Here is a 25,176-nt window from a genome sequence, read left to right as displayed (position 1 = left end):
TACGCCCGCTTCAAGCAAAGGTTGTATTAACCCGGCGGATGCTCCGGTGGATAACATCTGTGGATTTAAAGCATTTCCCTGCTACGGGGTATCCCGAAAGGGGTGTGCAGCGGCGTTTTCATTGCGGAAAACGCCCATAGATGCGGAATCCCTACACTACGCCCACAGGGAAATGCTTCAGCGGAAAAAATGTGGAACGAAGCGGCTGAAATTCCCCGTAACCGGCTCAGAAGACTCGCGAATCCCCATGCCGCCGCACTCCTGATCAATCATCCACAGCCCCAACACCGGATACTGCCCATCAAAAACCGCAGGCGGCGCCAGCACCTGATCGATACAGAGCCGGTCCGTATAGTCGCCCTCGGTGGCGTAGACCGTTCCATCCGCACGCACCAGGGTGATATTCGCACCCTCACGCGAGTGCATCGGCTTACGCACCGTTCCTGGTGCAGGAGGCACACTCAGGTCCGCAAAGTATGCCGGCAATAGATTGGGATGATCCGGATACAGCTCCCATAGAATCGGCAGAATGCCTTTGTTCGAGAGCAGCATCTTCCAGATGGGCTCGATCCACTTCACATCCTGGTAGGTCTCCAGCGCCGAAGCACCGAACTCTTCCTCCACCATCGTCTCCCACGGATAGAGCTTGAAGATGGAGTCGATGCGCCGGTTCTCCAGATCGACAAAGGTGCGCCGCTCGCTGTCCCATCCAATCTCTTCCATCAACAACTGTCCTGTGGGAATACCTGCCTGCTCCGCCGTGTCGCGCAGATACGTCACCGTCAGCAGGTCTTCAGGAGCATTGACACTTGCGAAGTACACCGGCTTCGAAAGATAGGGAGCAACGTCCTTCCACTTTGCAATCAGACGATCATGGATCGAATTGAACTGATCCGTCCCCGGATGCACCTGCTCCATCCATGTCCACTGAATGACAGCCGCCTCCAACAGTGCCGTGGGGGTATCGGCGTTGTACTCCAGCAGCTTCGGCGGCGTCACGCCGTCATAGCTGAAATCGAAACGGCCATAGATCGCGGGCGGCTCCTGCTCCCACGCCCACTCGATCATCGGCACAGCTTCGGGATCGATCTCCAGCTCGTCATACCGCTCGTTGTCGATGACATGCTGCGCAGCGGCAAGACACATCTGCTGCATCTCATTGGCCGCGGCCTCCAGCATGTCCACCTCGGCAGACGAGAACTCGTAGCACGCCGACTCATCCCAGTACGGAGAGCCATCTTCGAGCGTGTGAAAGGTGAGGCCCTGCTCTTCAACGATCCGCTGCCAGTCACTGCGGAGAGAGATGCTGGAACGCTTCATTCGCCACCTCCGTGGCCAAAGGAGCTGCCGAAACCACCGCGGCTGACGGTGCCATAGCTGTGCCCCGCAAGCGGAACATAGCTTCCACCGCCGACGCGCGTGCCGAGAGCGTAGTTGCCCCAGCCGCCGTAGTAGTAGCGATAGATGTGAGGGATATATCCGGGCTGATTGGAGACCGGCTGCTGCGGCAGACCACAGAGGCTGTTGTCCACAACCACGCCATTCTCATCGACGCAGCGCTGCATCTCTTTCTGTTTGCAGGCAGTGAGCAGAGCAAGCGCGGTAGCAGCGAGAAGTGGAGCAGTAACGTGCGCAGAGCGTTTCATGGTTTGTTTACGTCCGCTTCCCCAAAGCGGCCATCGGAACAACTGCAATCAGCTTACGCAAGTCGCGCCGTACTGGGTGAAGCGCTGAAGGCGCGCTCTACACCAGCCTGGGGCAACGCCCCAGGTTCAAGCGACAAACAAAACCAAGGGCTGAAGGCCCGCTCTATAGAAGTCCAGGGAGCCATCACGAAGTACATATCAAGCGACCTGCGAGCCCGAATCAGGCTCGCAGGTCACCATACTACTTCACCCGCTCAGCAAAGACCTTCTGCGCAGCGATGAGTCCCTTTCCGAACTCAAGCGCTGGCAGCGGCAGCTTCGCCGCAACGGCAACCTGCTCCAGAGCGCCGATGATGGCGATGGTGTCCAGATAGTCGAAGAAGCCGATGTGCGCAATGCGGAAGAGGGACCCCTTCATCTCGCCCTGACCGTCGGTCACAATGGCCGCGAACTTCGACTTCAGGCCCTTCACGATCACACCCGAATCAACACCCTCGGGAGGCAGAATCGCGGTGGCGGCGGCAGCCTCGTAACCTTTGGGAGCGAAAAGCTTCAGACCCAGAGCCTCAGCCGCGGCACGCGTCATCGCGGCGCAGGTCTCGGCATTGTCCACCAGCTTGGTACGGCCGGCCTTCAGGTCGCCATCAGCCTGGCCCGCGATGTAGTCCAGCGAAGCACCCAGAGCAGCAATCAGCGATACCGGCGGCGTGTAGGCAGACTCGCCCTTGGCCGCGTTCTTGCGCTCCTTACGCAGGTCGAAGTAGTAACGCGGATTCTTAGAGGTCTCCATGCGGTCCCACGCACGCTGGCTCACCGCCAGGTAGCTCAGCCCCGGAGGCATCATCACGGCCTTCTGCGAACCGCCGATCAGAACGTCGACTCCCCATGCATCCATGTCGAGGTGCGTGGTGCCAAGACCGGTGATCGCATCGACGATCAGCAGGGCCCCAGACTTCTCCGCCTTCAGTAGCTCGGCGATTCCCTTCACATCGTGACGCACGCCGGTGGAGCTCTCGGTCGCCTGCACGAAGACAGCGGTTGTATCCGGCTTCAGCGCGGCCTTCACCTCGTCCAGCGAGACGGTCTGGCCGTAGGGGGCGCTGACAACATCCACATGACATCCGAAGGCCTTGCCCAGGCCTACCCAGCGCTCGCCAAACTTACCGGCGGTTACCACCAGCACGCGGTCGCCAGGCGAAGTCAGATTGGAGACCGCGGCCTCCATCGCGCCCGAACCGGACGAAGAGAGCAGGATCACGTCGTTGGAGGTACCAACGAAGTCCTTCAACTGCGAGAGCACCTTGGTAAACAGAGCGCGGAACTCGGGGGTGCGATGGTGAATGTCCGCCGCTGCCATGGCGAACTGTGCTGCCGGAAGCAGGGGTGTCGGACCGGGCGTAAAAAGGCGTGTTTTACGGATCATGATGCCTTGATTGTAGTCTCCGTGTCGATTAGCGAACAGGTGGAGCATTTCCCTGTAGGTGTAGTCTAGGGTCTCTGCATCTATGGGCGTTTTCTGTAATGAAAACGCCGCTGCACGCCCCTTCCGGGATACCTAGCAACAGGGAAAATGCTCTAGGCCGCGTCTTACAATCAGTAACGATAAGAAACCGGAAGGATAGGCATATGGCCATCACAGAACAGATCGGCAAAGACATCATCACCGCGATGAAGGCCAAAGAGGAGCTGCGGCTCACCACGTTGCGCATGGCAAAAGCCGCGCTCAAAAACAAGGAGATCGACAAGCGCCAGCCACTCACCGACGCCGAAGAGCAGCAGATTCTCACCACGCTGATCAAGCAGCGCAAAGACGCCGCCGAGCAGTTCGCCAAGGGAGGCCGCCCGGAGCTCGCCGAAAAGGAACAGGCCGAGATCGTCATCATCGAGGCCTATCTGCCCAAGCAGTCGAGCGACGAAGAGATTCTGGCTGTTGTGCAGGGCGCCATCGTCACCCTGGCGGAGTCCGGCACCAAGCCCGGACCGAAGGACATGGGCGCAGCCATGAAGATCATTCAGCAGCGTATCGCTGCCAGCGGCCTGCACGCCGACAACAAGCGTGTCTCCGAGATGGTGAAGGCGGAACTGGCGAAATAGATGCGCGAGACACAGGGTTTATTTACAGAAGAAGCCACGAAGGACGCAGGCTGGGTCTCAGCCTTCTGCGACGGCGGAGCTCGCGGCAACCCCGGCCCCGCCGGCTTCGGAGCGGTGCTCTACGCTCCCGACGGCACCGTCCTCGCGGAGCTGAGCGAGTTCCTCGGCTTCCGCACCAACAACTACGCGGAGTACTCTGGCCTGCTGGCCGTGCTTGCCTATGCCATCGAGCACAAGATCCCGCGGCTCAAAGTCACGTCAGACTCCGAGCTGATGGTCAAGCAGATCCAGGGCAAGTACAAGGTCAGCTCGCCTGATCTGAAGCCTATGTGGGAGGAAGCCAAACGCCGCATCCGCCAACTCGATCGCTTCGAGATCGGCCACGCCCTGCGCAATAAGAACAAAGTCGCGGACCGCCTGGCCAACGAGGCCATGGACCGCGGCATGAAACGCGAGAATAAGCCCGGCGGCCCTCCACCAGCTCCGCTGAAGGCCACACCCTATCCAACTAAATCCACAGCCCCGCCCAATCCCAACGGCAACCCTATGCTCCGCGGCTTCGTCCGCGACGGCGTAGTCCACCTTCTCGGCGGCGCAACCCTGCCCGAAGGCGCCTTCGTGAAAGTGATCAAGGAATAAACGTCGCCCATGCTCTCTATTTGTCATCCTGAGCAAAGCGAAGGACCTGCTTTTATCCTCTTCTTTCGCAAAGCGAAAGAAGAGCCGGGTGCCCCACATACGCGAAGCTTATGTGGGTGTATCGAGCGCAAGCTCGATCCGTTTTTCGTTTCGTACAACAAAAATGCCTGCCTCTACGAGGCAGGCATTTTCACAACTCCAACACCCTAATCCAGCTTACTCACACGGTTCAATCCATTGAACGCCGCCACCTTGTAGCACTCAGCCAGCGTGGGATAGTTGAAGACCGTGTCCACAAAGTACTCAATCGTTCCACCCAGCGCCATCACCGCCTGGCCAATGTGCAGCAGCTCCGAAGCGCCTTCACCGATGATGTGCACACCCAGCAGAGAGTGGTTCTCGCGATGGAAGATCAGCTTCAAACGTCCCGTCGTATCGCCGCGAATCTGTCCACGCGCAATCTCACGATAGTAGGCCACACCGACTTCATACGGCACATCCTCTTCCGTAAGCTGCTCCTCGGTCTTGCCGATGAAGCTGATCTCTGGAATGGTGTAGATGCCGTATGGGTAGTAGCTCGGGTTCGACAAAATCGTCTCGTCCCCAAACGCACGAGCCGAAGCCACACGGCCCTGCTCCATGCTGACCGAAGCCAGCGAGGGAAAACCGATGACATCACCTGCGGCAAAGATGTTCGGACACTTGGTGCGGAAGTCCTTGTCGACCGGAATACGTCCGCGGTTATCGGCCTCAACGCCGATCGCCGGAAGATTCAGCTCATCGACATTGCCCTGGCGTCCGACGGCATACAGCAACGTATCGCCCGTCACCTTCTTTTTCGACTCGAGGTTGGCGACCACCGTGCCGTCATCCATCGATTCCACCGACTCCACCTCTTCGTTCAGGCGCATGGTCACGCGCGAGTCGCGGAGGTGATAGCTGAGCGATTCGACGATCTCCTGATCGGCAAACTCCAGCAGCCGTGGACGGCGCTCAATCAGCGTGCAGCGCACACCCAGAGCGGCGAACATGCAGGTGTACTCCACACCGATCACACCGCCGCCGACGATGATCATCGTCTTGGGCAGAGTCTTCAGATCGAGCACCAGGTCTGAATTGATGATGGTTGTGCCGTTGATCGGCACCTTCGGCGAGGTCGCCGGCTTGGTTCCGGTGGCGATCAGCGTTGCCGCCGCCTCATAGACCGTCGTTCCACGGGAGTTGCTTACGCGGACATGTGTCGGGTCTTCAAAGCTGGCGGAACCGGTCAGAACTTCGATGTTGTTACGAGAGAGCTGTGCCTGAGTAACGTCGATCTCAGTCTTGATGACGTGTTGCACACGGAAGGCCAGGTCGGCCATCGTGATGCGCTCTTTCACCCGGTAGTTCATGCCGTAGATGGAACGGTAGTTATAGCCGGAGAGATGCAGTACGGCTTCGCGCATCGTCTTCGACGGAATGGTGCCGGTATTGATACAGGCGCCACCCACGACCTCGCGGTTCTCCACCAGGGCGACCCTTTTGCCAAGTTTCGCGCCGTGGATGGCGGCACGCTGACCCGCCGGGCCGGAACCGATAACGATCAGATCGTAAACACTGCTCATGCGCTCTTAAGGATGATTCCCCGGTTGCTCGTTTGGTTGACGTTGACGGGTTTCGCTTCTCTACGTTGTCAAACCCTAAGCTAACACAGGGGTTAGACTGTCACCTTGATGACCCGGTGTGCGATCACCAATCGAAAGATAGTTTCATCAGAGGAACAAGCCGCCCGGCTGGCCCTCCTCGATCTTGCGCGCCGTTGTGCCCAAACCGGCATCGACTATTTGCAATTGAGAGAAAAGGACTTAGGGGCCGCGGAGATGGTTTCCCTCGCCCGCCGGATACTCACCGAACTCTCCGGCAGCCAGACCAGGCTGCTGATCAACGGCCGCCTGGACGTCGCCTTGGCCGCTGGAGCGCATGGCGTTCACTTGACCTCCCGGGAGGGGGAACTGACCCCGGCGCAGGTGCGGTCCATCTTCCCCGAAGCCATCGTCAGCGTCTCCTGCCACACCCTCGACGACATCTGGCGCTCCCTTGACGCAGACTTTCTCCTCTTCGGTCCGGTCTTTGAGAAGTCCGTCGCCGGCGAACGGATCAGCAAAGGTTCAGGCCTCGAGCTGCTCCGTGAGGCATGCCTTACCGCCGGCCATGTGCCCGTCCTTGCCCTTGGCGGCATCACCGCTGAGAACACCAGCGCCTGCCTGGAAGCCGGGGCCGCAGGAATTGCAGGCATCCGGCTCTTCCTCTGACATATTCTGATATTTCACACAGGAGAAACTTGCCGATGAAGCTTCACGGCCTGGCCGTAGCCGCCATCTTTGCCGCAGGCTGCGCGTTTGCGCAGACAACTGAGATCCACAACGATATTCCTGCCTCGTTCACGCCGCCCAAACAGCAGGCCGAGACCGTGACCAAGCCCGAGTGGGATTACACCAAACGCGTCGAGATGGTGCCGATGCGCGACGGCACCAGGCTCTACACCGTCATCGTGATCCCCAAAGGCGCGATGAACGTGCCCATGATCCTGACGCGCACACCCTACAACGCTGCCTCGCGCGCAGCTGCAGCCCGCACCCCCATCGCAACCGGCAACGCCGCCTCGCCCGAGCGCGGTGCAGGGAAGCAGGATTCATCCCACATGATCGACGAGCTTGGTCTCGCGGACGAGGTCTTTGTCCACGCCGGCTGGATTCGCATCTATCAGGACGTCCGTGGCAAGTACGGCTCTGAAGGTCCATACCTGATGACTCCTCCGCAGGTCGGTCCCTACAACGCCACCGGCGCCGACGACACCATGGACGCCTATGACACCATCGACTGGCTGGTGAAGCACGTGCCCGAGTCCAATGGTCGCGTCGGTATGCTCGGCTCCTCCTATGAGGGCTACACCGTGCAGATGGCCCTGCTGAACCCGCATCCGGCCCTCAAGGTCGCCCTTCCCGAAAGCCCGATGACCGACGGCTGGATGGGTGACGACTGGTTCCACTACGGCGCCTTCCGCCAGACTAATCTCGACTACTTCCTCTCGCAGACCACGGCTCGCGGCGCAGGCAAGCGCGGCAATCATGGAGCTGAGGACGACTACACCGCCTACCTGCAGCGCGGCTCCGCAGGCGATATGGCCCGCTACCTCGGCGAAGAGCAGCTTCCTTACTGGAAGACCGTTGAATCGCATCCGGCCTATGACGGCTTCTGGCAGGCGCAGGCGCTGGACAAGCTTGCCGGCGACAAGCCTCTCTCGGTTCCGACCATGTGGCTGCAGGGTCTGTGGGATCAGGAAGACATGTGGGGCGCCATCCACAGCTATCGAGCCGCCGAACCGAAGGACAAGAGCAATACGTTGAATTATTTGGTGATGGGACCGTGGTTCCATTCCCAGGTCAATCGCGAAGGGCGCGCCCTCGGCCCACTGGTCTGGGACGGCGATACCACCCAATACTTCCGCCGCGAGGTCATGATGCCGTTCTTCTCGCAGTACCTCGTCGACGGTGCGCCCAAGGCCGCAACGCCTCCCGTGCTGATCTACAACACCAGCGCCAACCATTGGGATCGCTTCGATAAGTGGCCGCTGAGCTGCGATACCGGCTGCGAGAATAGCGCCAAACCGCTATACCTCACAGCCAATGGAAGCCTAAGCTGGAGTGCTCCTAAAGCCGGCGAGCAGTACAGCGCTTATACCTCTGATCCGGCAAAGCCTGTGCCCTACCTCCCGCGTCCGGTTACCGGCGAACACTGGCGCACCTGGCTGGTCACCGACCAGCGCTTCGTCGATGGCCGCCCCGACGTCCTGACCTTCATCACCGAGCCGCTCAAGGAGCCTCTGCGCCTCAGTGGAACACCAGTTGTGAACCTGATGGCTTCAACGTCTGGAAGCGATTCCGACTTCGTTGTGAAGCTCATCGATGTCTATCCCGAGAACGTGGCTGACGACTGGAAAGGCTATGAGCTACCGATCTCGCTGGACATCTTCCGTGCCCGCTACCGCAAGAGCTTCGAGAAGCCGGAAGCCTTCAAGCCCAACGAGCCCGAGCTGGTGAAGTTCGACCTGCCGCAGGTCAATCACACCTTCGAGCCCGGTCACCGCATCATGGTGCAGGTCCAGTCGACACTCTTCCCACTCTACGACCGCAACCCCCAGACCTTCGTCCCCAACATCTTCGACGCCAAACCCGAAGACTATAAGAAAGCCGAACAACGCATCTGGCACCAGCCTGGCAAGGCCAGCTTTATCGAATTGCCAGTGGTGAAGTAGGGCGGATGCCAGTTTCCAATTGAAACAGCAACAAAGGGTCAGGTGCATGCCTGACCCCTTGCTCTGTGTGATCTTGAAGATGAGGAAATCAAGTGAAGTCCGATATGCCTTGCTCAGGGCACGACGAAGGCCGGTCATATGACCGGCCTTCCTTATTCAATAATTCAATCCTTCAATGATTCAATCACCCGGGGCCGGATGCGGCACATGCGCCGGAGCTGCGGCTTTCTTCGGGAAGAACTTTGCAAGGCGCTTCCGCAGCTTGTCGAAGAAGAGATACACCGCCGGAGTCGTAAACAGCGTCAGGCACTGCGAGACCAGCAGGCCACCCACGATAGTGACACCCAATGGCTTGCGCAGCTCGGAGCCCGTCCCGGTCCCAAGCGCCAGAGGCAGACCGCCAAGCAATGCCGCGAAGGTCGTCATCATGATCGGCCGGAAGCGCAACAGACACGCCTCGTAGATAGCACCTTCCGAATCCTTGCCGTGTTCGCGCTCCGCCGCAATCGCAAAGTCGATCATCATGATGGCGTTCTTCTTCACGATGCCGATCAGCAGCACCATACCGATCATGGCGATTACTGAGAGCTCCAGGTTCGTGATCAGCAGCGCCAGCAGTGCACCCACGCCCGCCGAAGGCAGCGTGGAGAGAATCGTCAGCGGATGGATGAAACTCTCGTACAGCATGCCCAGCACGATGTACACCGTGATCATGGCAAGCAGGATAAGGATCGGCTCCGAAGAGAGCGACGACTGGAAGGCCTGCGCCGAGCCCTGGAAGCCGCCCACCACCGTTGATGGCAGGCCGATCTGGTTCTTCACCCGCTCGATGGCATTCGTAGCATCGGAGAGCGAGACGCCCGGTCCCAGGTTGAACGAGATGGTCGACGCCGGACGCTGCGACTGGTGATTGACCTGCAGCGGAACACGAGTCATCTCGAAGTGAGAAAAAGCTGAGAGCGGGACCTGCGTTCCGTTCGTGCTCTTCACAAAGATGTGGCGCAGCGAATCGACATCGGTCTGGAACTCCGGCGCGACCTCCATCACCACGTGATACTGATTCAGCGTGCGATAGGTCGTAGAAACCTGGCGCTGGCCAAAAGCGTCGGATAGAGTCGAGTCGATCATCAACGGCGTAATTCCAAGGCGCGATGCGCTATCGCGATCGATCACCAACTGGTACCGCAGACCGTTGTCCTGCTGATCGGTATTGATGTCACGAAGCTCCGGAATACGCGACATCGCCAGCTGCAGCTTGGGACCCCACTCTTTCAGCTCGGCTACCGTATCGGCCGTGACCGTGTACTGGAACTGAGCCGCCGACTGCCGGCCACCGATGTTCAGCTCCTGCTGCGACTGCAGAAAGAGCTGCGCTCCCGGCGTGCCCTGCAGCCGCGGACGCAGACGGTTGATGACGGCATCCGCCGTGTCACCATTCTTGATGCGTTCTTCGTAGGGCTTCAACGCCATGAAGAGATTGGCCGTATTGGTGGCACCACCGCCGGGACCGCCGCCACCGACGAAGGACATCACATGCTCCACCGCAGGATCGCGCTGCACGATGGCCGAAAGCGAGATCATCTTCTGCCGCATCGATTCGAACGAGGTATCCTGCTGACCGCGAATCTGGCCGCCGATACGGCCTGTGTCCTGTTGCGGGAAGAAGCCCTTCGGCACCAGCGTGAACAGATAGATGTTCAGGATGAAGGTGCCAACCGTAATCATGAAAGTAAGAATCCAGTGCCGGATCACCCAGCGCAGGCCGCGGTCGTACTCCTTCAGCATCCAGTTGAAGAACTTCTCGCCCCACAGATAGAAGCGCCCGTGCTTCTGCTGGTCATGAGCCTTCAGGAACTTTGCCGAAAGCATCGGCGTCGTCGTCAGCGAAACCACCAGGGAGACCATGATCGCCACCGAGAGCGTCACCGCAAACTCGCGGAACAGGCGTCCGACAATACCGCCCATCAGCAGGATGGGGATAAACACGGCAATCAGCGAGATGCTCATGGAGAGCACGGTAAAGCCGATCTCCTCCGACCCCAGCATCGCAGCCTCGAAGGGCTGCATGCCCTCCTCCAGATGACGCGAGATGTTCTCGATCACCACGATGGCATCGTCGACGACGAACCCGGTCGAGATCGTCAACGCCATCAGGGAGAGATTATCGAGTGAATATCCCAACAGATACATCACGCCGAAGGTGCCCATCAGCGACAACGGCACAGACACTGACGGAATCAGCGTCGATCGCACCTCGCGCAGGAAGAAGAAGACGACCAGCACTACCAGACCGATCGTCAGCATCAGCGTGCGGGTAATATCGTTGACCGAGGCGCGGATCGTTGTGGTGCGGTCGAGCGCCACGTCCAATGTCACCGCCGGCGGAATGGTGGCGCGCAGCGTTGGCAGCAGCGCCAGAACACGATCCACCGTCTCAATGACGTTCGCCCCCGGCGACTTGAAGACCTGCATCAGAATGGCAGGCTTGCCATCGATAAATCCGCCGGTCTGGATGTTCTCAATGCCGTCGTAAACAGTCGCGACATCCTGAATACGCACGATGCCATGCGCATTTGCAGCGGCACTGGTGGACTGGTTCGATGCCGCCATCGGCGTGCGGTTGGCGTTGTTCGCCGGACCGTTTGCCGTGTTGGTGGTTGTGCTCGTCGTCGAACTGACGGCGGCCACGGACGATGGCAGACCGGTCGATGCCGTCGCGCTCGATACATTGCCACGATCGGTCGCAATAATCAGCGGGGCATACGCCGCGGCTCCAAAGAGCTGGTCTGAGGTCGAGACCGCCCAGCGATGCTTGTCATCCTGCAGATAGCCCGTTGGCTGCAATACATTGATCTGGCTGATGGCTGTACGTAACGCTTCCAGGCCGATACCATAGGCCGAAAGCTGACGGGGGTTTGCCTCGATACGGACAGCAGGCTTCGCCGAGCCCCCGGCGAAGACCTGGCCGACACCTTCTACCTGCGCAATCTTCTGCGACAGGATCGAATCGGCAACGTCATAGAGCTGCGCCGGCGTCATCGACTCCGATGTCAGCGCCAGCATCACGATCGGCGCATCTGCCGGATTGATCTTGCGATAGCTGGGGTTCTGCGGAAGATTTGCCGGAAGCTGGGCGCGCGCTGCATTGATGGCTGCCTGCACGTCGCGCGCGGCTCCGTTGATGTCGCGAGAGAGATCGAACTGCAGAATGATGCTCGCCGTTCCTGTACCGGAGACGGAGGTCATCTGCGTAATACCCGCAATGCGCGAGAACTGACGCTCAAGTGGAGTCGTGATCGCCGAAGCAGTCGTTTCAGGATCAGATCCGGGAATGCCGGCATTGACCGAGATCGTCGGAAACTCCACCTGAGGCAGGGCAGCCACCGGCAGGAAGGTATACGCCACCGCTCCCGCCATAAGAACAGCGATCGAGAGCAGGAAAGTGGCTACCGGCCGTTTGATGAATGGTGCGGAGATATGCATAGGCGAAGTACCTCAGTCCGCCGAAACCGCATGCTCATGCTCGCGCAGCCTGCGGTCGGCATCCTCCGTCTTGAAGTACCTGCGTCCGATACGGTCAAAGAACAGATAGACCACCGGCGTGGTGTAGAGCGTGAGCACCTGCGAGACGATCAGGCCGCCGATGATCGTGATACCCAGCGGACGGCGCAGTTCGGAGCCCGTCCCCGTACCCATGGCCAGCGGAACGCCGCCGAGCAGTGCCGCCATCGTTGTCATCATGATGGGACGGAAGCGCAGCAGGCATGCCTGGTAGATCGCCTCTTCCGGAGTTTTGCCGTGCTCACGTTCGGCCTCCAGGGCGAAGTCGATCATCATGATGGCGTTCTTCTTCACGATGCCAATCAGCAGGATGATGCCGATCAAGGCAATCACGTTCAGAGAATCCCGGACAATAATCAACGCCAGAATAGCGCCCACACCCGCTGAGGGCAGCGTCGAGAGAATCGTGATGGGGTGGATGTAGCTCTCGTACAGCACCCCCAGAACGATGTACACCACGATCAGCGCGGCCAGAATCAAAATCGGCTCATTCGCGAGCGAGGCCTGGAAGCTGCGCGCCGTTCCCTGAAACTCTGTGTTCACGCTGAGAGGAATGTTCATATCCTTCAGCGACTTCGAGATCGAGTCCACTGCATCGCCGATGCTCTTATCAGGCCGGATATTGAACGAGATCGTTGCCGATGGGAACTGGCTCTGATGATTGATGGAGAGCGCGGTTTTCGTCTGCTCGAAGTGCGTGAACGTCGACAGAGGCACCTGGGTTCCGTTCGAGCTCTTCACGTAGATATGGTCAAGCGAATCCGGAGTCCGCTGGAACCTGGGTCCTGCCTCCAGCACCACGTGGTACTGATTGATCTGCGTATAGATGGTTGAGACCTGCCGCTGGCCAAAAGCATCGTCCAGCGTGTCATCGATGTTCTGCGGCGTAATGCCAAGACGCGATGCCGTGTCACGATCGATCACCAGGTGCGCGCCAAGTCCATTGGGATGCTGATCGCTGGTCACCGCCGTGACCTCAGGCAGGCTGCCCATCTTGTCCATGATCTGATTCACCCAGCTCAGCAGCTCGACCGGGTCCGCATCTTCGACCGACAACTGATACTGCAGCGCGCTGACTCGATCCTCCACCGTAAGGTCCTGCGAAGGTTGCAGATAGGTCTTGATGCCTTCTACCTTGGCCAGCTCCGGCTCCAGATCCTGAATGATCTCGCTGGCAGTCCTCCTGCGCTCGTCGCGATCCTTCAGCGTGATCTGGATACGGCCGGAATTGATGGTCATATTGGTGCCATCGATTCCGATAAAAGAGGAGACGTTCTCCACGTTCGGGTTCTTCAGCACCACCGACGCCAGCGCCTTCTGCTTCGCGGCCATGGCGGTAAAGCTGGTGTCTTCCTGACCCTGTGTAATGCCCAGAATCACACCGGTGTCCTGCACCGGGAAGAAGCCCTTTGGAATGTACATATACAGCAGGACGGTGGTGACAAAGGTAGCAACCGTCACCAGCAGCGTCAGGGTCTGGTGACGCAGCACCCAGCGCACGCCCACGGCATACTTTTCGATGACGTAGTTGAAGAACTCTTCGCTCTTGCGGTAGAACCAGCCCTTCTCCGACTCCGGAATATGTTTCAACAGCTTCGCTGCCATCATCGGCGTCAGCGTCAGAGAGATGACCGCTGAAACCAGAATCGTCACAGCCAACGTGACCGCGAACTCGCGGAAGAGCCGGCCGACGATGTCGCCCATGAAGAGCAGCGGGATCAGTACCGCAATCAGCGAGATGGTCAGCGACACAATGGTGAAGCCGATCTGTTCTGAGCCCTTCAGCGCCGCATCCAGCGGCGAGTCGCCCATCTCCAGATAGCGATCGATGTTCTCCACCATCACGATGGCGTCGTCAACCACGAAGCCCGTGGAAATGGTCAGCGCCATCAGCGAAAGGTTGTTGAGCGAGTAGCCCAACAGGTACATCACGCCGAAGGTGCCCACAATCGAAAGCGGCACCGCCACCGACGGAATGATGGTGGCGCGCCACGACCGCAGGAAGAGGAAGATGACCAGAACGACCAGCGCAATGGTCAGCATCAGCTCGAACTGCACATCCTTGACCGAAGCGCGGATGGTATTCGTCCGGTCTGTAAGTACGTCGATGCGAATCGTGTTCGGCAGTGTCTCGCGCAGACGCGGTAACAGCGCCTTTACGGAGTCCACGACCGAGATAATATTCGCGCCCGGCTGGCGCTGAATGTTGACGATAACCGCCGGGTCTTCATTCCACCACGCCGCCTGGTACAGGTTCTCTGACGAGTCCACTGCATTTGCGACATCCGACAACCGGACCGGAGATCCGTTGCGATAGGCAACGATCACGTTGTTGTAGTCAGCCGCGGCCGTAAGTTGATCGTTCGCGCCGATGGTAAAGGCCTGGCGTGCTCCCGAGATGCCGCCCTTGGGCTGGTCGACATTCGCCGATGCCAGCGCCGTACGGATATCTTCCAGTGAGAGGCCGTAGCTGGCCAGCGCCGTTGGATTGGCCTGGACCCGAACCGCCGGCTTCTGGCCGCCGGCGATGCTGACAAGACCCACACCCGAAAGCTGCGAGATCTTTTGCGCCATGATCGTGTCTGCCAGATCTTCCACCTTTGACAAAGGAAGGGAGCTGGAGCTGAGCGCGAGAGTCAGAATCGGCGCATCCGCCGGATTGACCTTGGAGTAGATCGGAGGATTGGGGAGGTCTTTCGGCAGGTAGGAGGTGGCTGCATTAATCGCCGCCTGAACATCCTGCTGCGCGATATCGATCGACTCATTCAGGTTGAACTGCAGCGTGATGACCGACCCACCGCCTGAGGAGATAGAGGTCATCTGCGTCAGGCCGGGAATCTGGCCGAACTGGCGCTCCAGAGGCCCGGTGACGGACTGCGTCATCACCTCGGGACTCGCTCCCGGATAGAAGGTCAGCGTCTGGATGGTGGGGTAGTCCACCTGCGGCAGGGCCGAGACCGGCAACTGCAGGTAGGCAACCGCTCCGGCAAGAAGAATGGCCACCATCAACAGCGAGGTGGCCACTGGCCGGAGGATAAACGGCCTTGACGGACTCATGGTTGTTCGCCTCCCTGGGGACGCTGCCCACGCGGACGGCTACTGTCGCCCCGGCCCTGTCCCGAGTTATTGCCCGCCGGCGCCGTCGAGCCGGGAGCTCCCGCACCAGTAGCTCCGCCCTGGCTGCGGCGGCCGCCGCCACCCTGGCCATCGCCCATGATGGCGCTGCCGGTCATCGGATTCGCCGGACGCACTGTGACGCGCGCGTTGGTGCGCAAACGCTCAGCACCGTCAGTGACAACCAACTCGTCCGGCTGTAAGCCGCTGGAGATGATATCCAGCGTTCCTTCGGTTGCCTCAATTTTGATCGGCCGCATCTCGACGTAGTGAGGTGGCCCCTGCTGCGCTCCCTGGCCTTGCCCACCCTGGCCTTGAGTGGCTTGACCTTGTGCTCCCTGACCCTGTCCGCCGCCCTGGCTGCGACGGCCGCCGCCGGATCCCTGACGCTGGCCTCCAGCCTGGCCTGCGCCGCCGGGAGTAGCCGGTCCATCTGCATTAGCCGGAGGATTGCCATCCTTGACGACATACACAAAGGTGCCTTGCGTTCCGCTCTGTACCGCTGCGGTAGGAATGACGATCGCGTTCGGGCGGTTCTCAAGCACCAGACGGATATTCACGAACTGGTTCGGGAAAAGGGCGTTGTCGTTGTTATCGAAGACAGCCTTCAGCTTGGCCGTTCCCGTAGTGGTGTCGATCTGATTGTCAGTGGTCAGCAGGGAGCCCTTTGACAGCAACGTCGTGTTGGAACGGTCGTAGGCTTCTACCTGCAGCTTCTGCCCGGAGCGCGTGCGCTTCAATACCTCAGGCAACTGATCTTCAGGCAGCGTGAAAATCACGCTGATGGGATGCATCTGAGTGATGACAATCAGCCCGGTCGTCGAAGCAGCCGAGACGATATTGCCGGGATCCACCTGTCGCAGACCAACCACGCCATTGATCGGCGAGTTGATCCGGGTGTAGCTCAGGTTGACCTTAGCGGTCTGAATCTGGGCCTGGTCAGCCTTGACAGCTCCATCGGCCTGACCGGCGGCAGCCTCCTGCGCCTGGGCCTGCTCACGGCTGACAACGCCGGCGGCATACAACTGGTCATACCGTGTTGCCTGCTGGCGGGCATTTGTTGCCGTCGCCTGGTCACGCGCCAGGTTGCCCTCGGCCACAGCCAGTGCAGCCTCATACGGGGCGGGATCGATCAGCATCAGCGGCTGGCCCTGCTTGACCTGCTGACCTTCAGTCACATTTACCCGAAGCAACTGCCCATCGACACGCGAGCGGATGGTCACCGTGTTATAGGCGGTAACCGTTCCCAGCGCCGTGTAATAGATCGGCATGGTGCGCTGCTGTACTCGTGCAGCCGCCACAGCAACAGGGCCGCCAAAGCCCCCTCGACCGCCCCCCGGTCCACCTTGGCCAGCCCCCTGGGCCGCCGCATTCTTGCGGTTATCCACGATCTTCCAGACACAGAAACCTACGAAGGCGGCAATCACCAGGACGATGATGATCTTGCGGAGAACGCTGCCCTTTTTGGGGCCCTCGTGCGCAGGCGGTGCATCATGGTGTCCGGGCGCGGGCCGCGCCGGCGTCGATTCGTGCTCGGGCTTCTGTACAGTCGTCATGACCTTTAAAATCTATTCCGGATGATGTAGATGTCTTTGAAACGTTGGGGTGGTAATCTCCCCGGACAGAGATACGAAATTTGTCCTGGGGGCTAGTGCAAGCGTACTTCAAAATACGGACAACCCCCGCAGAAGGTTTCTCAAAACTGACCCGAATTTATAATCGAGCCATAGCCTAAGGCGGTGATCTTGCCAGTAGAACTTCAAACGATAGACGCTCCAGCCCAGCGAGTGGACGTACCACTTTGTGTCGATTTGGATGGAACTCTCGTAAAAAGCGATACGCTGCATGATGCTCTGATGGTCATGCTGCGGCATTCGCCAGGCAGCATTCTGAAGGCCTTCGGCTGGCTGCGCCAGGGCAAAGCCGCATTCAAACGGAATGTCACCTCCGTCGTGATGCTCGATGCCGCGCACCTGCCATACAACCATGCCCTTCTCCAGTACCTGCGAGAAGAAAAAGCCCGCGGACGGCAGATCTATCTGGCGACCGCCGCCGAAAAGGCTTTAGCCGACCGCGTGGCCGCCCACTTGGGTATCTTTGATGGCGTTCTGGCCAGCGACGGCAAGGTAAATCTGGCCGGAAAAAATAAACTCGCAGCCTTCCAGCAAATGTTCCCCGATGGTTTCTGTTACATCGGCAACGCGCTGCCCGACGCCAAATTGCTGGCCGCATGCGAAACGCCAATGGTCGCCAATCCCCACGGGCGCTTGAAGGTGGCCATGAAGCGCTCCGGCACCGTCCCAGTGCGGGTCTTCGAGGACAAGAAACCGGCGCTGAAGGCCTTCCTCAAGGCCATCCGTATCCACCAGTGGGCCAAGAACGTCCTGATCTTCCTGCCCCTGCTGCTGGCGCACCAGATCCGCTGGAATACCGTTGTCGGCGCCACCGTCGCCTTTCTGAGCTTCAGCTTCTGCGCGTCGGCGACCTACATCATCAACGATCTATTGGACTTAGAGGTCGACCGTAGGCATCCGCGCAAGCGCCTGCGCCCCTTTGCAGCCGCCGACCTGAGCGTTGGCGCCGGTTTCGCCATCATTGCCAGTTTCCTGGCGATCTCGGTCCTTTTTGCCATTGCACTCCCCTATCTCTGCCATGCGGTTCCGAACTTTACCTCGTTGCCGCAGCCCCATAAGTTCCTTTTATGGCTTGCCATTTACGCCGCCATGACACTCAGCTACAGCTTCCGGCTGAAGCGCATGATGCTGGTGGATGTCATCGTTCTTTCTATGCTTTACACCGTACGCATCGTCGTTGGCTCAGTGTCTACGGGGATTACGGTCACCACCTGGCTGGGCGCTTTCAGCATCTTCTTCTTCCTCTCGCTGGCTTTTGCCAAACGGTTTGCAGAGCTGGAAAATCTGCGCGCCCGCGAAAAGGACAACGCCGCCGGACGCGGTTACCGAGTCAGCGATCTGGAGCAGTTGCGTACCTTCGGCGCGGCCAGCGGATACGCGGCCGTCGTCGTATTGGCGCTCTATCTCAACTCACTGACCGCGCAGAACCTGTATCCGCACATCACCCGCCTGTGGCTGCTGATCCCGATCATCATCCTGTGGGTCAGCAGACTTTGGATGGTCGCCTCACGCGGCGATCTGGACGAAGATCCCGTGGTCTACGCCCTGGAAGACAGGCGCAGCCTGATCCTTGGCGGCATGATGCTGATCGTTATCCTCTCGGCAATCATCCCGCTTTAGGGCGCGGCTGAATGAACAGAATCTCCACTCAGCCTGGCTGACTGGAGAGCGAAGGAACCTGAATCATTCGATTCTTCCATTCGCCCCAACGGAGCCATTTATCCTGATACACGGCGTATGAGTGATTTGATTCCGCAACTGAACGACTACAGCGAAGCTGCGCTGGACCAGGCCTTCACCGGCCTGCTGGACGAGGTGCGCCGCGGAGCGGCCACCCTTGCCTCCCCCGAAGCCGTGGAGAACTTCCGCCTCGAGTGGCTGGGCCGTAAACAGGGCCGGCTGAAGCTGGTCAGCGATGCATGGCTGAAGACCGCTCCCGTCGAGGCCAAGAAGGCCCTGGGAATGCGCTTCAACCAGTTGAAGCAGGAGATCGGGGCCGCTCTTGAAGGCGGCGCGGCCGCCGGCAGTGACAAGAAAGCGGCTTCCCTCGATATTTCTTTGCCCGGCATCGCCCCTCGCGTCGGTGTGGAGCATCCCCTGGTCAAGACCATGCAGCAGGTCGTCGGCGTCTTCAAGGCAATGGGCTACTCCGTCGGCACCGGCCCGGAGGTCGAGACCGACTTCTACAACTTCGAAAGCCTCAACTTCCCTCCGGACCACCCGGCGCGCGATACCCAGGACACCCTGGTGATCGCCGACCAGGAAGGCAAGCCGCTGCGCGAGCGCCTGCTCATGCGGACACACACCTCGCCGGTGCAGATTCGCACCATGGAAAAGCAGCCGCCGCCACTCCGCATCGTGATCCCAGGCAAGGTGCACCGGAACGACGCCGCCGATGCCACCCACTCGCCGGTCTTCCATCAGGTCGAAGGACTTTGTGTCGATACCAACATCACCTTCAGCGACCTGAAGGGAACGCTGGACCACGCGATGAAGGCGCTCTTCGGTTCGGATGTGAAGACACGCTTCTTCCCCTCGTTCTTCCCGTTCACGGAGCCCAGCGCCGACGTGCAGATCAGCTGCCCGTTCTGCGGCCAGAAGGGCTGCCGCAAGTGCAAGTACTCCGGCTGGATCGAGCTGCTGGGCTGCGGCATGGTCGACCCCGCCGTCTTCGGCTTCGTCAACTACGACGCAAAGAAGCTCTCCGGCTTCGCCTTCGGCATGGGCGTAGAGCGCATCGCCATGATGCTCTACGGCGTAGGCGACATCGGCCAGTTCTACTCCGGCGACATGCGCTTTTTGGAGCAGTTCGCATAGCGAACTGGTTGAATGATTGATTTGCTGAATGGTTGAATAGTGGAAAGGCCCCGGAAACCCGGGGCCTTTCTTCCTTTGTCAAACGCTTTGATGTGTCATCCTGAGCATCGCGAAGGACCCGCTTTCAATCCTCCATCACTCTGGGACGTTTGAGCGTCAGCTCGAACTGTTTTCCTTTTTGTCATTTCGTAGCGACGAAGGAAGCGGAGAACTCTGCTTCTCCACCACCTACACCTGAATCCCGAAATGCAGTTAGAACAATCGAGGAACCTTCTTCAACCATTCACTTCCCGAAGCTTTGCTTCCGCGCCGCCTCAAACTCATCTCCCGGATTCCACGTAATCGGTGGCTGCGTCAGTGACACATACCCCAACTCAATCCCCAGCCGGCACAAGTTCGCCAAGCCACTGAAGTCCCACTCGGGACGAAAGTTGTCAGTCACGTTGTGATAGTCGTTCTGATTGAAAACCTCAGCCTGCTTGCGTCCCCAATCCTTGTCATGCCCCTTGTAGGTCCCGCCCTGGCCGAGCGAAAAGGCCGGTACGCCCGCATGCGCGAAAGAGAAGTGATCGGAGCGGTAGTAGCCGCCGCTTACATCAGGCCGCGGCGCCGGGATCGCATATCCGAACTTCTTTCCGGCCGCCTCCATCGTGGGATAGAAGCTGGTGCGCTGCACACCCCCTGCATGAAGCTCTGAGCCCATCCCCAGCGGCAGAATCTCATCGAAGTTCAGATTCAGGTTGATCTGCCCCAGCGGCATAGGGGGATGCTGTGCCAGGTAGAGCGATCCCAGCAGGCCCTGCTCCTCCGCCGTAACTGCCGCGAAGACCATGGAGTGCGGCGGCAGCACCTTCGAGGACGTAACCGCACGCGCGATCTCCAGTAGCATGGCCGTCCCCGTGCCGTTATCCGCAGCGCCATTAAAGATCGCGTCCTCACCGGGTTTTGCGTCAGCTTTAACACCAAGATGGTCATAATGCGCGGAGTAGACCACTGCCTGGTCCTGGGCGGTGCGTAGCACTCCGGGATAGACGCCGATCACATTTGGCGACTGGAAGTGGCGCACGGAGCTTACAACCGTCGCCTTCAGCGAAACCGGCAGCTCGCGCGCCTGGAAACCCGGCTTGGCTGCGGCGGCAAACTCTGCATCCAGCGTTGTGCCGGCTGACTCAAAAAGCTTCTTCGCGATATCGAGCTGGATCCACGACGCCGCCGAAAGCTTCGGATCTTTGTCCTGCGTCAGGAAAGTCTTTTCGGAGGTATTGGAGTTGCGGACAACATCCCAGCCGTAGCTTGCCAGATCGGTCCGATGAATGATCAACGCTCCAACAGCGCCCATCTCCGCGGCGTGCTCAAACTTATAGGTCCAGCGGCCGTAGTAGGTCATGCCCTTGCCGCCGAAGAACTTCGGATCGTCCGACGGGGGATCGTTGACGATGCAGAGAATCACCTTCCCCTTTACGTCCACGCCCTTATAGTCGTCCCACTTGTACTCAGGCGCGGTGACACCATAGCCCACCCAGACGATAGGTGCATCGATGGCTGCCTGCGGCTCGAGCTTCGAGTTGAAGACGACGAAGTCCTCCGCAAAACGCAGCGGCATCGGAGCACCGGATTTTGGAACAAGCGTAAAGGTCGTCTTCGCCGGATCGGACTTAACACTGGTGAAGTCCACCTGCTGGAAGTAGGTGCCGTTGTCGCCGCCGGGACGCAGACCATAGCTGGCGAACTGTGTCGCAATAAACTTCGCCGCAAGCTCGCCGCCGCGTTGGCCGGGATAGCGGCCCTCTAACAGATCATCGGCAAGGAACTGATCGAAGGCACGAATCGAGTCAGCCGAGACAGTGTTCTCCGCTGCTTCGACCGCAGGCGGCAATGGCTTGGTGGTTGCGGTTTGGGCAGCCAGCGTTCCGGCAAGAAGAGAGAGAGCGAGCGCTTGCTTCATGGGGCAGAGGTTTCTCCGTGAGAATTTGAGTTTATACAATGCCCTTGCATGCAGTTTGCGCCGACCGGAGATCTCGCAGCCTTTGAGGCCTCACGGCCGCGCCTGTTCGGCATTGCCTATCGCATGCTGGGCTCAGCGGCTGAAGCCGAAGACGTAGTCCAGGACGCCTGGCTGCGCTGGCAGTCGGTCGACCACTCCCAGGTTCGCGAGCCCGCAGCTTTTCTCGCAACTACCGTCACCCGCCTTGCCATCGACGCCCTGAACTCGGCACGCATGCAACGCGAAACCTACATCGGGCCGTGGCTCCCGGAGCCCGTGGACACCTCGCAGGATCCCTACCTGGGGGCAGAGCGCGGCGAGGCCCTGGAGATGGCTGTGCTGCTTCTGCTGGAAAAGCTGAAGCCCGCTGAACGCGCCGCCTATGTCCTGCGCGAGGCCTTCGACTACGGCTATGAGCAGATCGCCCAGGTGCTCGAAACCAGCGAGGCCAACTGCCGCCAACTGGTCACCCGCGCCCGGAAACACCTCGCCACCGAGCGGCATCAGCTCGTCTCCCGCGAACAGCAGGAACAGTTGCTGGAATCCTTCCTCGTCGCCGCCGAGAACGGAGACACCGCCGCGCTGGAAAGGCTCTTCACCGCGGACATCATCTCTTTCGCCGACGGCGGCGGCGTAGTGACGGCAGCCAGGGTGCCAGTCCTCGGCCGCGAACGTGTCGCACAGGTCATCGCCTTCTTCGGTCAGAAGCTCTGGCCGGGAATTACCGTCAAACGCCTGGAAGTCAACGGAGAACCCGCCGCGCTCCTGCTTCGCGGGCAAGATCCGTACGCTGTTATCCGCCTCGAAGCCTCGGCGGAGGGCGTTCACCAGGTGATGTGGGTCATGAACCCGGCCAAGCTGGAAAGAATTTCATCCACCCTGTCACAAAACTGACCCCTCGCCAGTCATGGCTGGCAGAGGAGAGACAGAGATGAAGATCGTAGTCATTGGCGGCAGCGGACTGATCGGCAAAAAGCTGATTGCAATTCTCAACCAGGAAGGTCACCAGGCCGTTCCGGCCTCACCCAGCACCGGCGTGAATGCTCTGACCGGAGAAGGCCTGGCGCAGGCACTCCAAGGCGCCGATGTCGTGGTGGAACTTACGAATCCCCCAACCTTCGATCCGAAGCAGGTCATGGAGTTCTTCACGACCACGGCGGCAAACATCACCAAGGCCGAGAAGGCAGCCGGGGTGAAGCATCACGTCGCATTATCCGTAGTGGGCGCCGACAGGATGCCCGGAAGCGGCTATATGCCCGGCAAGGTTGCTCAGGAAGACGCCATCAAAACGAGCGGGATACCGTACACCATCGTGCGGGCAACACAGTTCTTCGAGTTCGTGGAGATGATCGCAGGAGCGTCGACTGAGGACGGTGTAGTGAATCTCTCATCTACGACCATGCAACCCATCGCCGCCGACGATGTTGCAGCGGCTCTCGCAAAGATCGTGACCGCAGCGCCACGGAATACGACGATCGATCTTGCAGGCCCCGAGAAGATTGCGATGGACGAGCTGGCTCGCCGCCTGTTCAACGCCAAGAAAGTTGACCGTAAAGTGGTCACACGCGAGGAATCACTTTACTTCGGAGCAAAGGTCGACAACCAGAGCCTGGTGCCGATCGGCGATGCCATTTTGGGTATGACGAAGTATGGGGACTGGCTGAAGAGCGCATAAAACGAGTAGGACCCCTTTGGCTGTCATCCTGAACAACGCGAAGGACCTGCTTTGCTGTTCCCTTCTTCGCTTTTCAGCGAAGAAGGGAGCAGCCCAGGGTTTCGATCCTCAATTCGCAGCAGCAATCGCCGTAACGATCTTATCCATCGCGTCCCGGTCGGCATTCGTTCGCGGGTAATGCGTGCTGACCATGACCGAGAAGATCAGTGTCTTGCCGCTGGCTGTATCGACATATCCCGACAGCGCACGTGCCTCAGACAAAGTCCCTGTCTTGGCGTAGAGATGATCCTTCATCGGCGCATTCGGGAAACGTGCAGCCAGCGTACCGTCTTCTCCACCAATCGGCAGTGTCCTCTTCCAATCAGCAAACCACGGCTGCGTAGCCGCATAGCTCAGCAATTTGCCGAGCGCCCGCGGCGTAATGAGATCGTGGCCGGAGAGTCCGCTGCCGTCGAAGAGAACGAAATCATCCGGATCGACGCCGGCACGCGTCGTCACGAAGCTCCGGATAACGCGTGCGCCCTCAACCGTGGAGCCTTCCTCGCCATACGCCACACCGAGATGATGCAGGAAGAGCTCGGCGTGGAGGTTCTGCGAGATCTTGTTCGTCCACAGCAAAGCGTCGATCAATGGCACCGAAGTGTGGGTCGCCAGTACCTTTCCCGCCGGCTCTACATCTGGCTTTGACGCACCGAGGGCTAACGGCTCATGCGAGGCAGCGAGGAAGTTCTTCGGCGCAGGTGAGACGGGCAACCGATGACGCGCTACAGCCTTGCCCGTCACCTCAATGCCGCGAGCTTCGAGAAGCTGCTTCAGAGCCTGAGCGGCGAACTCCGCAGGATCATGAATCGCCAGTGACTCAATATAGGGTTTTGCGTCAGAGGGAATTGTTCCACTCAGCCGCACCGTCTTTGAGCCAAGATCGCGCTCGGAGGCGATCCGCGTCGCAGAGCCGGGAGCACCGGTAGCGATGTGCAGTTCCAGAGAGTAGTACGGCACCGCAGGAAGAAAGCTTGCCGTCGCCGGCTTGCCGGGATCAGCCGCGGGCGTGATGGTGACATCGATGCGGTTGTCGTTGATAGTGAGCGCGCTGACCGGCGAGCCGTCGTCGCCGACGGTGTCATCGATCGCCCAGTCCTCCGGGTAAGGATCCCAGGGGAAGAGCGTGTCGTCGCCGACGATATCGCCATTGATCACCTTCAACCCGCTCGCGGCGACCTGATCAGCCATCTGCGCCAGATATTGCAATGGATCGGCTGCGGGCGGAGCGGGCTTGGGACGCTGTGAAGGGGAAAGATATGGGAAGCTGCGGCCGGAAAGGTTTGGGTCGCCGCCGCCGACCAGCACCAGGTTGCCGGCCAGTGCCGCGGGCGTCGCATAGATTCCTTCGGCGGTAATGCGTGTCGTGAAGCTCTTCTGCGGCCCCAGCAATGCCATCGCGGCGGCAGTCGTGAAGACCTTGTTGTTCGAAGCGGGAACGAAGTATTGGCCATCATTCAGCGCATAGACAGGCTTGCCATCGAGGGTGGAGACATAGACGCCCCAATGCGCGCGACTGACTGCCGGATCTGCAAGGATGGCAGTGACCTGCTGCGCCAGCGTTGGCTTGCGCGATGCTTTCTTGTCAGCAGCAATTCCAGGCAGGCTGATAGCAGTCAATGTCACGACGGCACAAAGCTGCCGCAGGGCCTTCTTTCCACTCAATGGCATGGGCGGAG

At 59.7% G+C, this 25,176-nt stretch carries 17 protein-coding genes; 8 read left to right on the top strand and 9 right to left on the bottom strand.

Annotated features, from left to right (window positions below; all coding sequences use genetic code 11):
• Positions 1–177 precede the first annotated feature (177 nt).
• From FTW19_RS04865 to FTW19_RS04855, 3 genes are all read right to left on the bottom strand, one after another.
• Positions 178–1,320, bottom strand: a complete 1,143-nt coding sequence (locus FTW19_RS04865; RefSeq protein ID WP_147646592.1) for a glutathionylspermidine synthase family protein — start codon at positions 1,318–1,320, stop codon at positions 178–180.
• Positions 1,317–1,646: a hypothetical protein gene (locus FTW19_RS04860; protein ID WP_147646591.1), complete on the bottom strand. Its 330-nt coding sequence runs from the start codon at positions 1,644–1,646 to the stop codon at positions 1,317–1,319. The genes FTW19_RS04865 and FTW19_RS04860 overlap by 4 nt, the downstream gene beginning before the upstream one ends.
• 241 nt (positions 1,647–1,887) lie before the next feature.
• The gene (locus FTW19_RS04855) at positions 1,888–3,069 is read right to left on the bottom strand and encodes a pyridoxal-phosphate-dependent aminotransferase family protein (protein WP_147646590.1); all 1,182 of its coding nucleotides are present in this window, start codon (positions 3,067–3,069) and stop codon (positions 1,888–1,890) included.
• A 203-nt stretch (positions 3,070–3,272) separates the two neighbouring features.
• Here FTW19_RS04855 and FTW19_RS04850 point away from each other — a divergent pair, with 203 nt between their 5' ends.
• Both FTW19_RS04850 and FTW19_RS04845 read left to right on the top strand, forming a co-directional pair.
• A complete protein-coding gene (locus tag FTW19_RS04850; RefSeq protein ID WP_147646589.1) occupies positions 3,273–3,740 on the top strand; it encodes a GatB/YqeY domain-containing protein in 468 nt (155 codons plus the stop codon).
• Positions 3,741–4,379, top strand: coding sequence for a ribonuclease HI family protein (locus FTW19_RS04845; protein ID WP_147646588.1), 639 nt, complete (start codon positions 3,741–3,743; stop codon positions 4,377–4,379).
• A 206-nt stretch (positions 4,380–4,585) separates the two neighbouring features.
• On the opposite strand, the gene sthA is transcribed toward FTW19_RS04845, so the two are convergent.
• Positions 4,586–5,983, bottom strand: coding sequence for a Si-specific NAD(P)(+) transhydrogenase (sthA, locus tag FTW19_RS04840; protein WP_147646587.1), 1,398 nt, complete (start codon positions 5,981–5,983; stop codon positions 4,586–4,588).
• A 108-nt stretch (positions 5,984–6,091) separates the two neighbouring features.
• On the opposite strand from sthA, the gene FTW19_RS04835 reads away from it, so the two are divergent.
• Together FTW19_RS04835 and FTW19_RS04830 are read left to right on the top strand one after the other, a co-directional pair.
• Positions 6,092–6,670 (top strand): thiamine phosphate synthase, encoded by a 579-nt coding sequence (locus FTW19_RS04835; protein WP_147646586.1) that lies wholly within the window; start codon positions 6,092–6,094, stop codon positions 6,668–6,670.
• A gap of 35 nt (positions 6,671–6,705) precedes the next feature.
• Entirely contained in the window at positions 6,706–8,673 is a 1,968-nt protein-coding gene (locus FTW19_RS04830; RefSeq protein ID WP_147646585.1) for a CocE/NonD family hydrolase, read from the top strand.
• 180 nt (positions 8,674–8,853) lie between these two features.
• On the opposite strand, the gene FTW19_RS04825 is transcribed toward FTW19_RS04830, so the two are convergent.
• From FTW19_RS04825 to FTW19_RS04815, 3 genes are read right to left on the bottom strand one after another with little or no spacing between them, the layout of a single operon-like run.
• Positions 8,854–12,156 (bottom strand): efflux RND transporter permease subunit, encoded by a 3,303-nt coding sequence (locus FTW19_RS04825; protein WP_147646584.1) that lies wholly within the window; start codon positions 12,154–12,156, stop codon positions 8,854–8,856.
• A gap of 12 nt (positions 12,157–12,168) precedes the next feature.
• Positions 12,169–15,291 carry a multidrug efflux RND transporter permease subunit gene (locus FTW19_RS04820; RefSeq protein WP_147646583.1) on the bottom strand — a complete coding sequence of 1,041 codons (3,123 nt, stop codon included), beginning with the start codon at positions 15,289–15,291 and terminating at the stop codon, positions 12,169–12,171.
• On the bottom strand, positions 15,288–16,904 hold the full coding sequence (locus tag FTW19_RS04815) for an efflux RND transporter periplasmic adaptor subunit (RefSeq protein ID WP_147646582.1): 1,617 nt from the start codon (positions 16,902–16,904) through the stop codon (positions 15,288–15,290). Before FTW19_RS04815 ends, FTW19_RS04820 begins: the two co-directional genes overlap by 4 nt.
• 231 nt (positions 16,905–17,135) lie before the next feature.
• Between FTW19_RS04815 and FTW19_RS04810 the strand changes: the two genes are divergently transcribed.
• Complete coding sequence (locus tag FTW19_RS04810) at positions 17,136–18,602, top strand: UbiA family prenyltransferase (protein ID WP_246153568.1); 1,467 nt, start codon at positions 17,136–17,138, stop codon at positions 18,600–18,602.
• 117 nt (positions 18,603–18,719) lie between these two features.
• A complete protein-coding gene (pheS, locus tag FTW19_RS04805; RefSeq protein WP_147646581.1) occupies positions 18,720–19,799 on the top strand; it encodes a phenylalanine--tRNA ligase subunit alpha in 1,080 nt (359 codons plus the stop codon).
• Between the two features lie 283 nt (positions 19,800–20,082).
• On the opposite strand, the gene FTW19_RS04800 is transcribed toward pheS, so the two are convergent.
• Complete coding sequence (locus tag FTW19_RS04800) at positions 20,083–21,744, bottom strand: M28 family peptidase (RefSeq protein ID WP_147646580.1); 1,662 nt, start codon at positions 21,742–21,744, stop codon at positions 20,083–20,085.
• 48 nt (positions 21,745–21,792) lie between these two features.
• On the opposite strand from FTW19_RS04800, the gene FTW19_RS04795 reads away from it, so the two are divergent.
• Complete coding sequence (locus tag FTW19_RS04795; protein ID WP_147646579.1) at positions 21,793–22,677, top strand: RNA polymerase sigma-70 factor; 885 nt, start codon at positions 21,793–21,795, stop codon at positions 22,675–22,677.
• Positions 22,678–22,714: 37 nt separating this feature from the next.
• Positions 22,715–23,458: an SDR family oxidoreductase gene (locus FTW19_RS04790; protein ID WP_147646578.1), complete on the top strand. Its 744-nt coding sequence runs from the start codon at positions 22,715–22,717 to the stop codon at positions 23,456–23,458.
• 108 nt (positions 23,459–23,566) lie between these two features.
• Here the strand turns inward: FTW19_RS04790 and dacB are convergent, their stop codons facing one another.
• Positions 23,567–25,168, bottom strand: a complete 1,602-nt coding sequence (gene dacB / locus FTW19_RS04785; RefSeq protein WP_147646577.1) for a D-alanyl-D-alanine carboxypeptidase/D-alanyl-D-alanine endopeptidase — start codon at positions 25,166–25,168, stop codon at positions 23,567–23,569.
• Positions 25,169–25,176 lie beyond the last annotated feature (8 nt).

The sequence above is a fragment of the Terriglobus albidus genome, assembly GCF_008000815.1.
Taxonomy (GTDB): Bacteria; Acidobacteriota; Terriglobia; order Terriglobales; family Acidobacteriaceae; genus Terriglobus; species Terriglobus albidus_A.
This window is presented reverse-complemented; position numbering and strand designations above follow the sequence as displayed.

Excerpts from the sequence above, each read along its gene's own strand:
- FTW19_RS04855 (WP_147646590.1), bottom strand. The coding sequence starts at position 3,069 with ATGATCCGTAAAACACGCCTTTTTACGCCCGGTCCGACACCCCTGCTT.
- FTW19_RS04820 (WP_147646583.1), bottom strand. The coding sequence starts at position 15,291 with ATGAGTCCGTCAAGGCCGTTTATCCTCCGGCCAGTGGCCACCTCGCTG.
- FTW19_RS04865 (WP_147646592.1), bottom strand. The coding sequence starts at position 1,320 with ATGAAGCGTTCCAGCATCTCTCTCCGCAGTGACTGGCAGCGGATCGTT.
- FTW19_RS04860 (WP_147646591.1), bottom strand. The coding sequence starts at position 1,646 with ATGAAACGCTCTGCGCACGTTACTGCTCCACTTCTCGCTGCTACCGCG.
- FTW19_RS04790 (WP_147646578.1), top strand. The coding sequence starts at position 22,715 with ATGAAGATCGTAGTCATTGGCGGCAGCGGACTGATCGGCAAAAAGCTG.
- FTW19_RS04800 (WP_147646580.1), bottom strand. The coding sequence starts at position 21,744 with ATGAAGCAAGCGCTCGCTCTCTCTCTTCTTGCCGGAACGCTGGCTGCC.
- FTW19_RS04795 (WP_147646579.1), top strand. The coding sequence starts at position 21,793 with ATGCAGTTTGCGCCGACCGGAGATCTCGCAGCCTTTGAGGCCTCACGG.
- FTW19_RS04825 (WP_147646584.1), bottom strand. The coding sequence starts at position 12,156 with ATGCATATCTCCGCACCATTCATCAAACGGCCGGTAGCCACTTTCCTG.
- FTW19_RS04830 (WP_147646585.1), top strand. The coding sequence starts at position 6,706 with ATGAAGCTTCACGGCCTGGCCGTAGCCGCCATCTTTGCCGCAGGCTGC.
- FTW19_RS04845 (WP_147646588.1), top strand. The coding sequence starts at position 3,741 with ATGCGCGAGACACAGGGTTTATTTACAGAAGAAGCCACGAAGGACGCA.
- FTW19_RS04835 (WP_147646586.1), top strand. The coding sequence starts at position 6,092 with ATGACCCGGTGTGCGATCACCAATCGAAAGATAGTTTCATCAGAGGAA.
- FTW19_RS04815 (WP_147646582.1), bottom strand. The coding sequence starts at position 16,904 with ATGACGACTGTACAGAAGCCCGAGCACGAATCGACGCCGGCGCGGCCC.
- FTW19_RS04850 (WP_147646589.1), top strand. The coding sequence starts at position 3,273 with ATGGCCATCACAGAACAGATCGGCAAAGACATCATCACCGCGATGAAG.
- sthA (WP_147646587.1), bottom strand. The coding sequence starts at position 5,983 with ATGAGCAGTGTTTACGATCTGATCGTTATCGGTTCCGGCCCGGCGGGT.
- dacB (WP_147646577.1), bottom strand. The coding sequence starts at position 25,168 with ATGCCATTGAGTGGAAAGAAGGCCCTGCGGCAGCTTTGTGCCGTCGTG.
- pheS (WP_147646581.1), top strand. The coding sequence starts at position 18,720 with ATGAGTGATTTGATTCCGCAACTGAACGACTACAGCGAAGCTGCGCTG.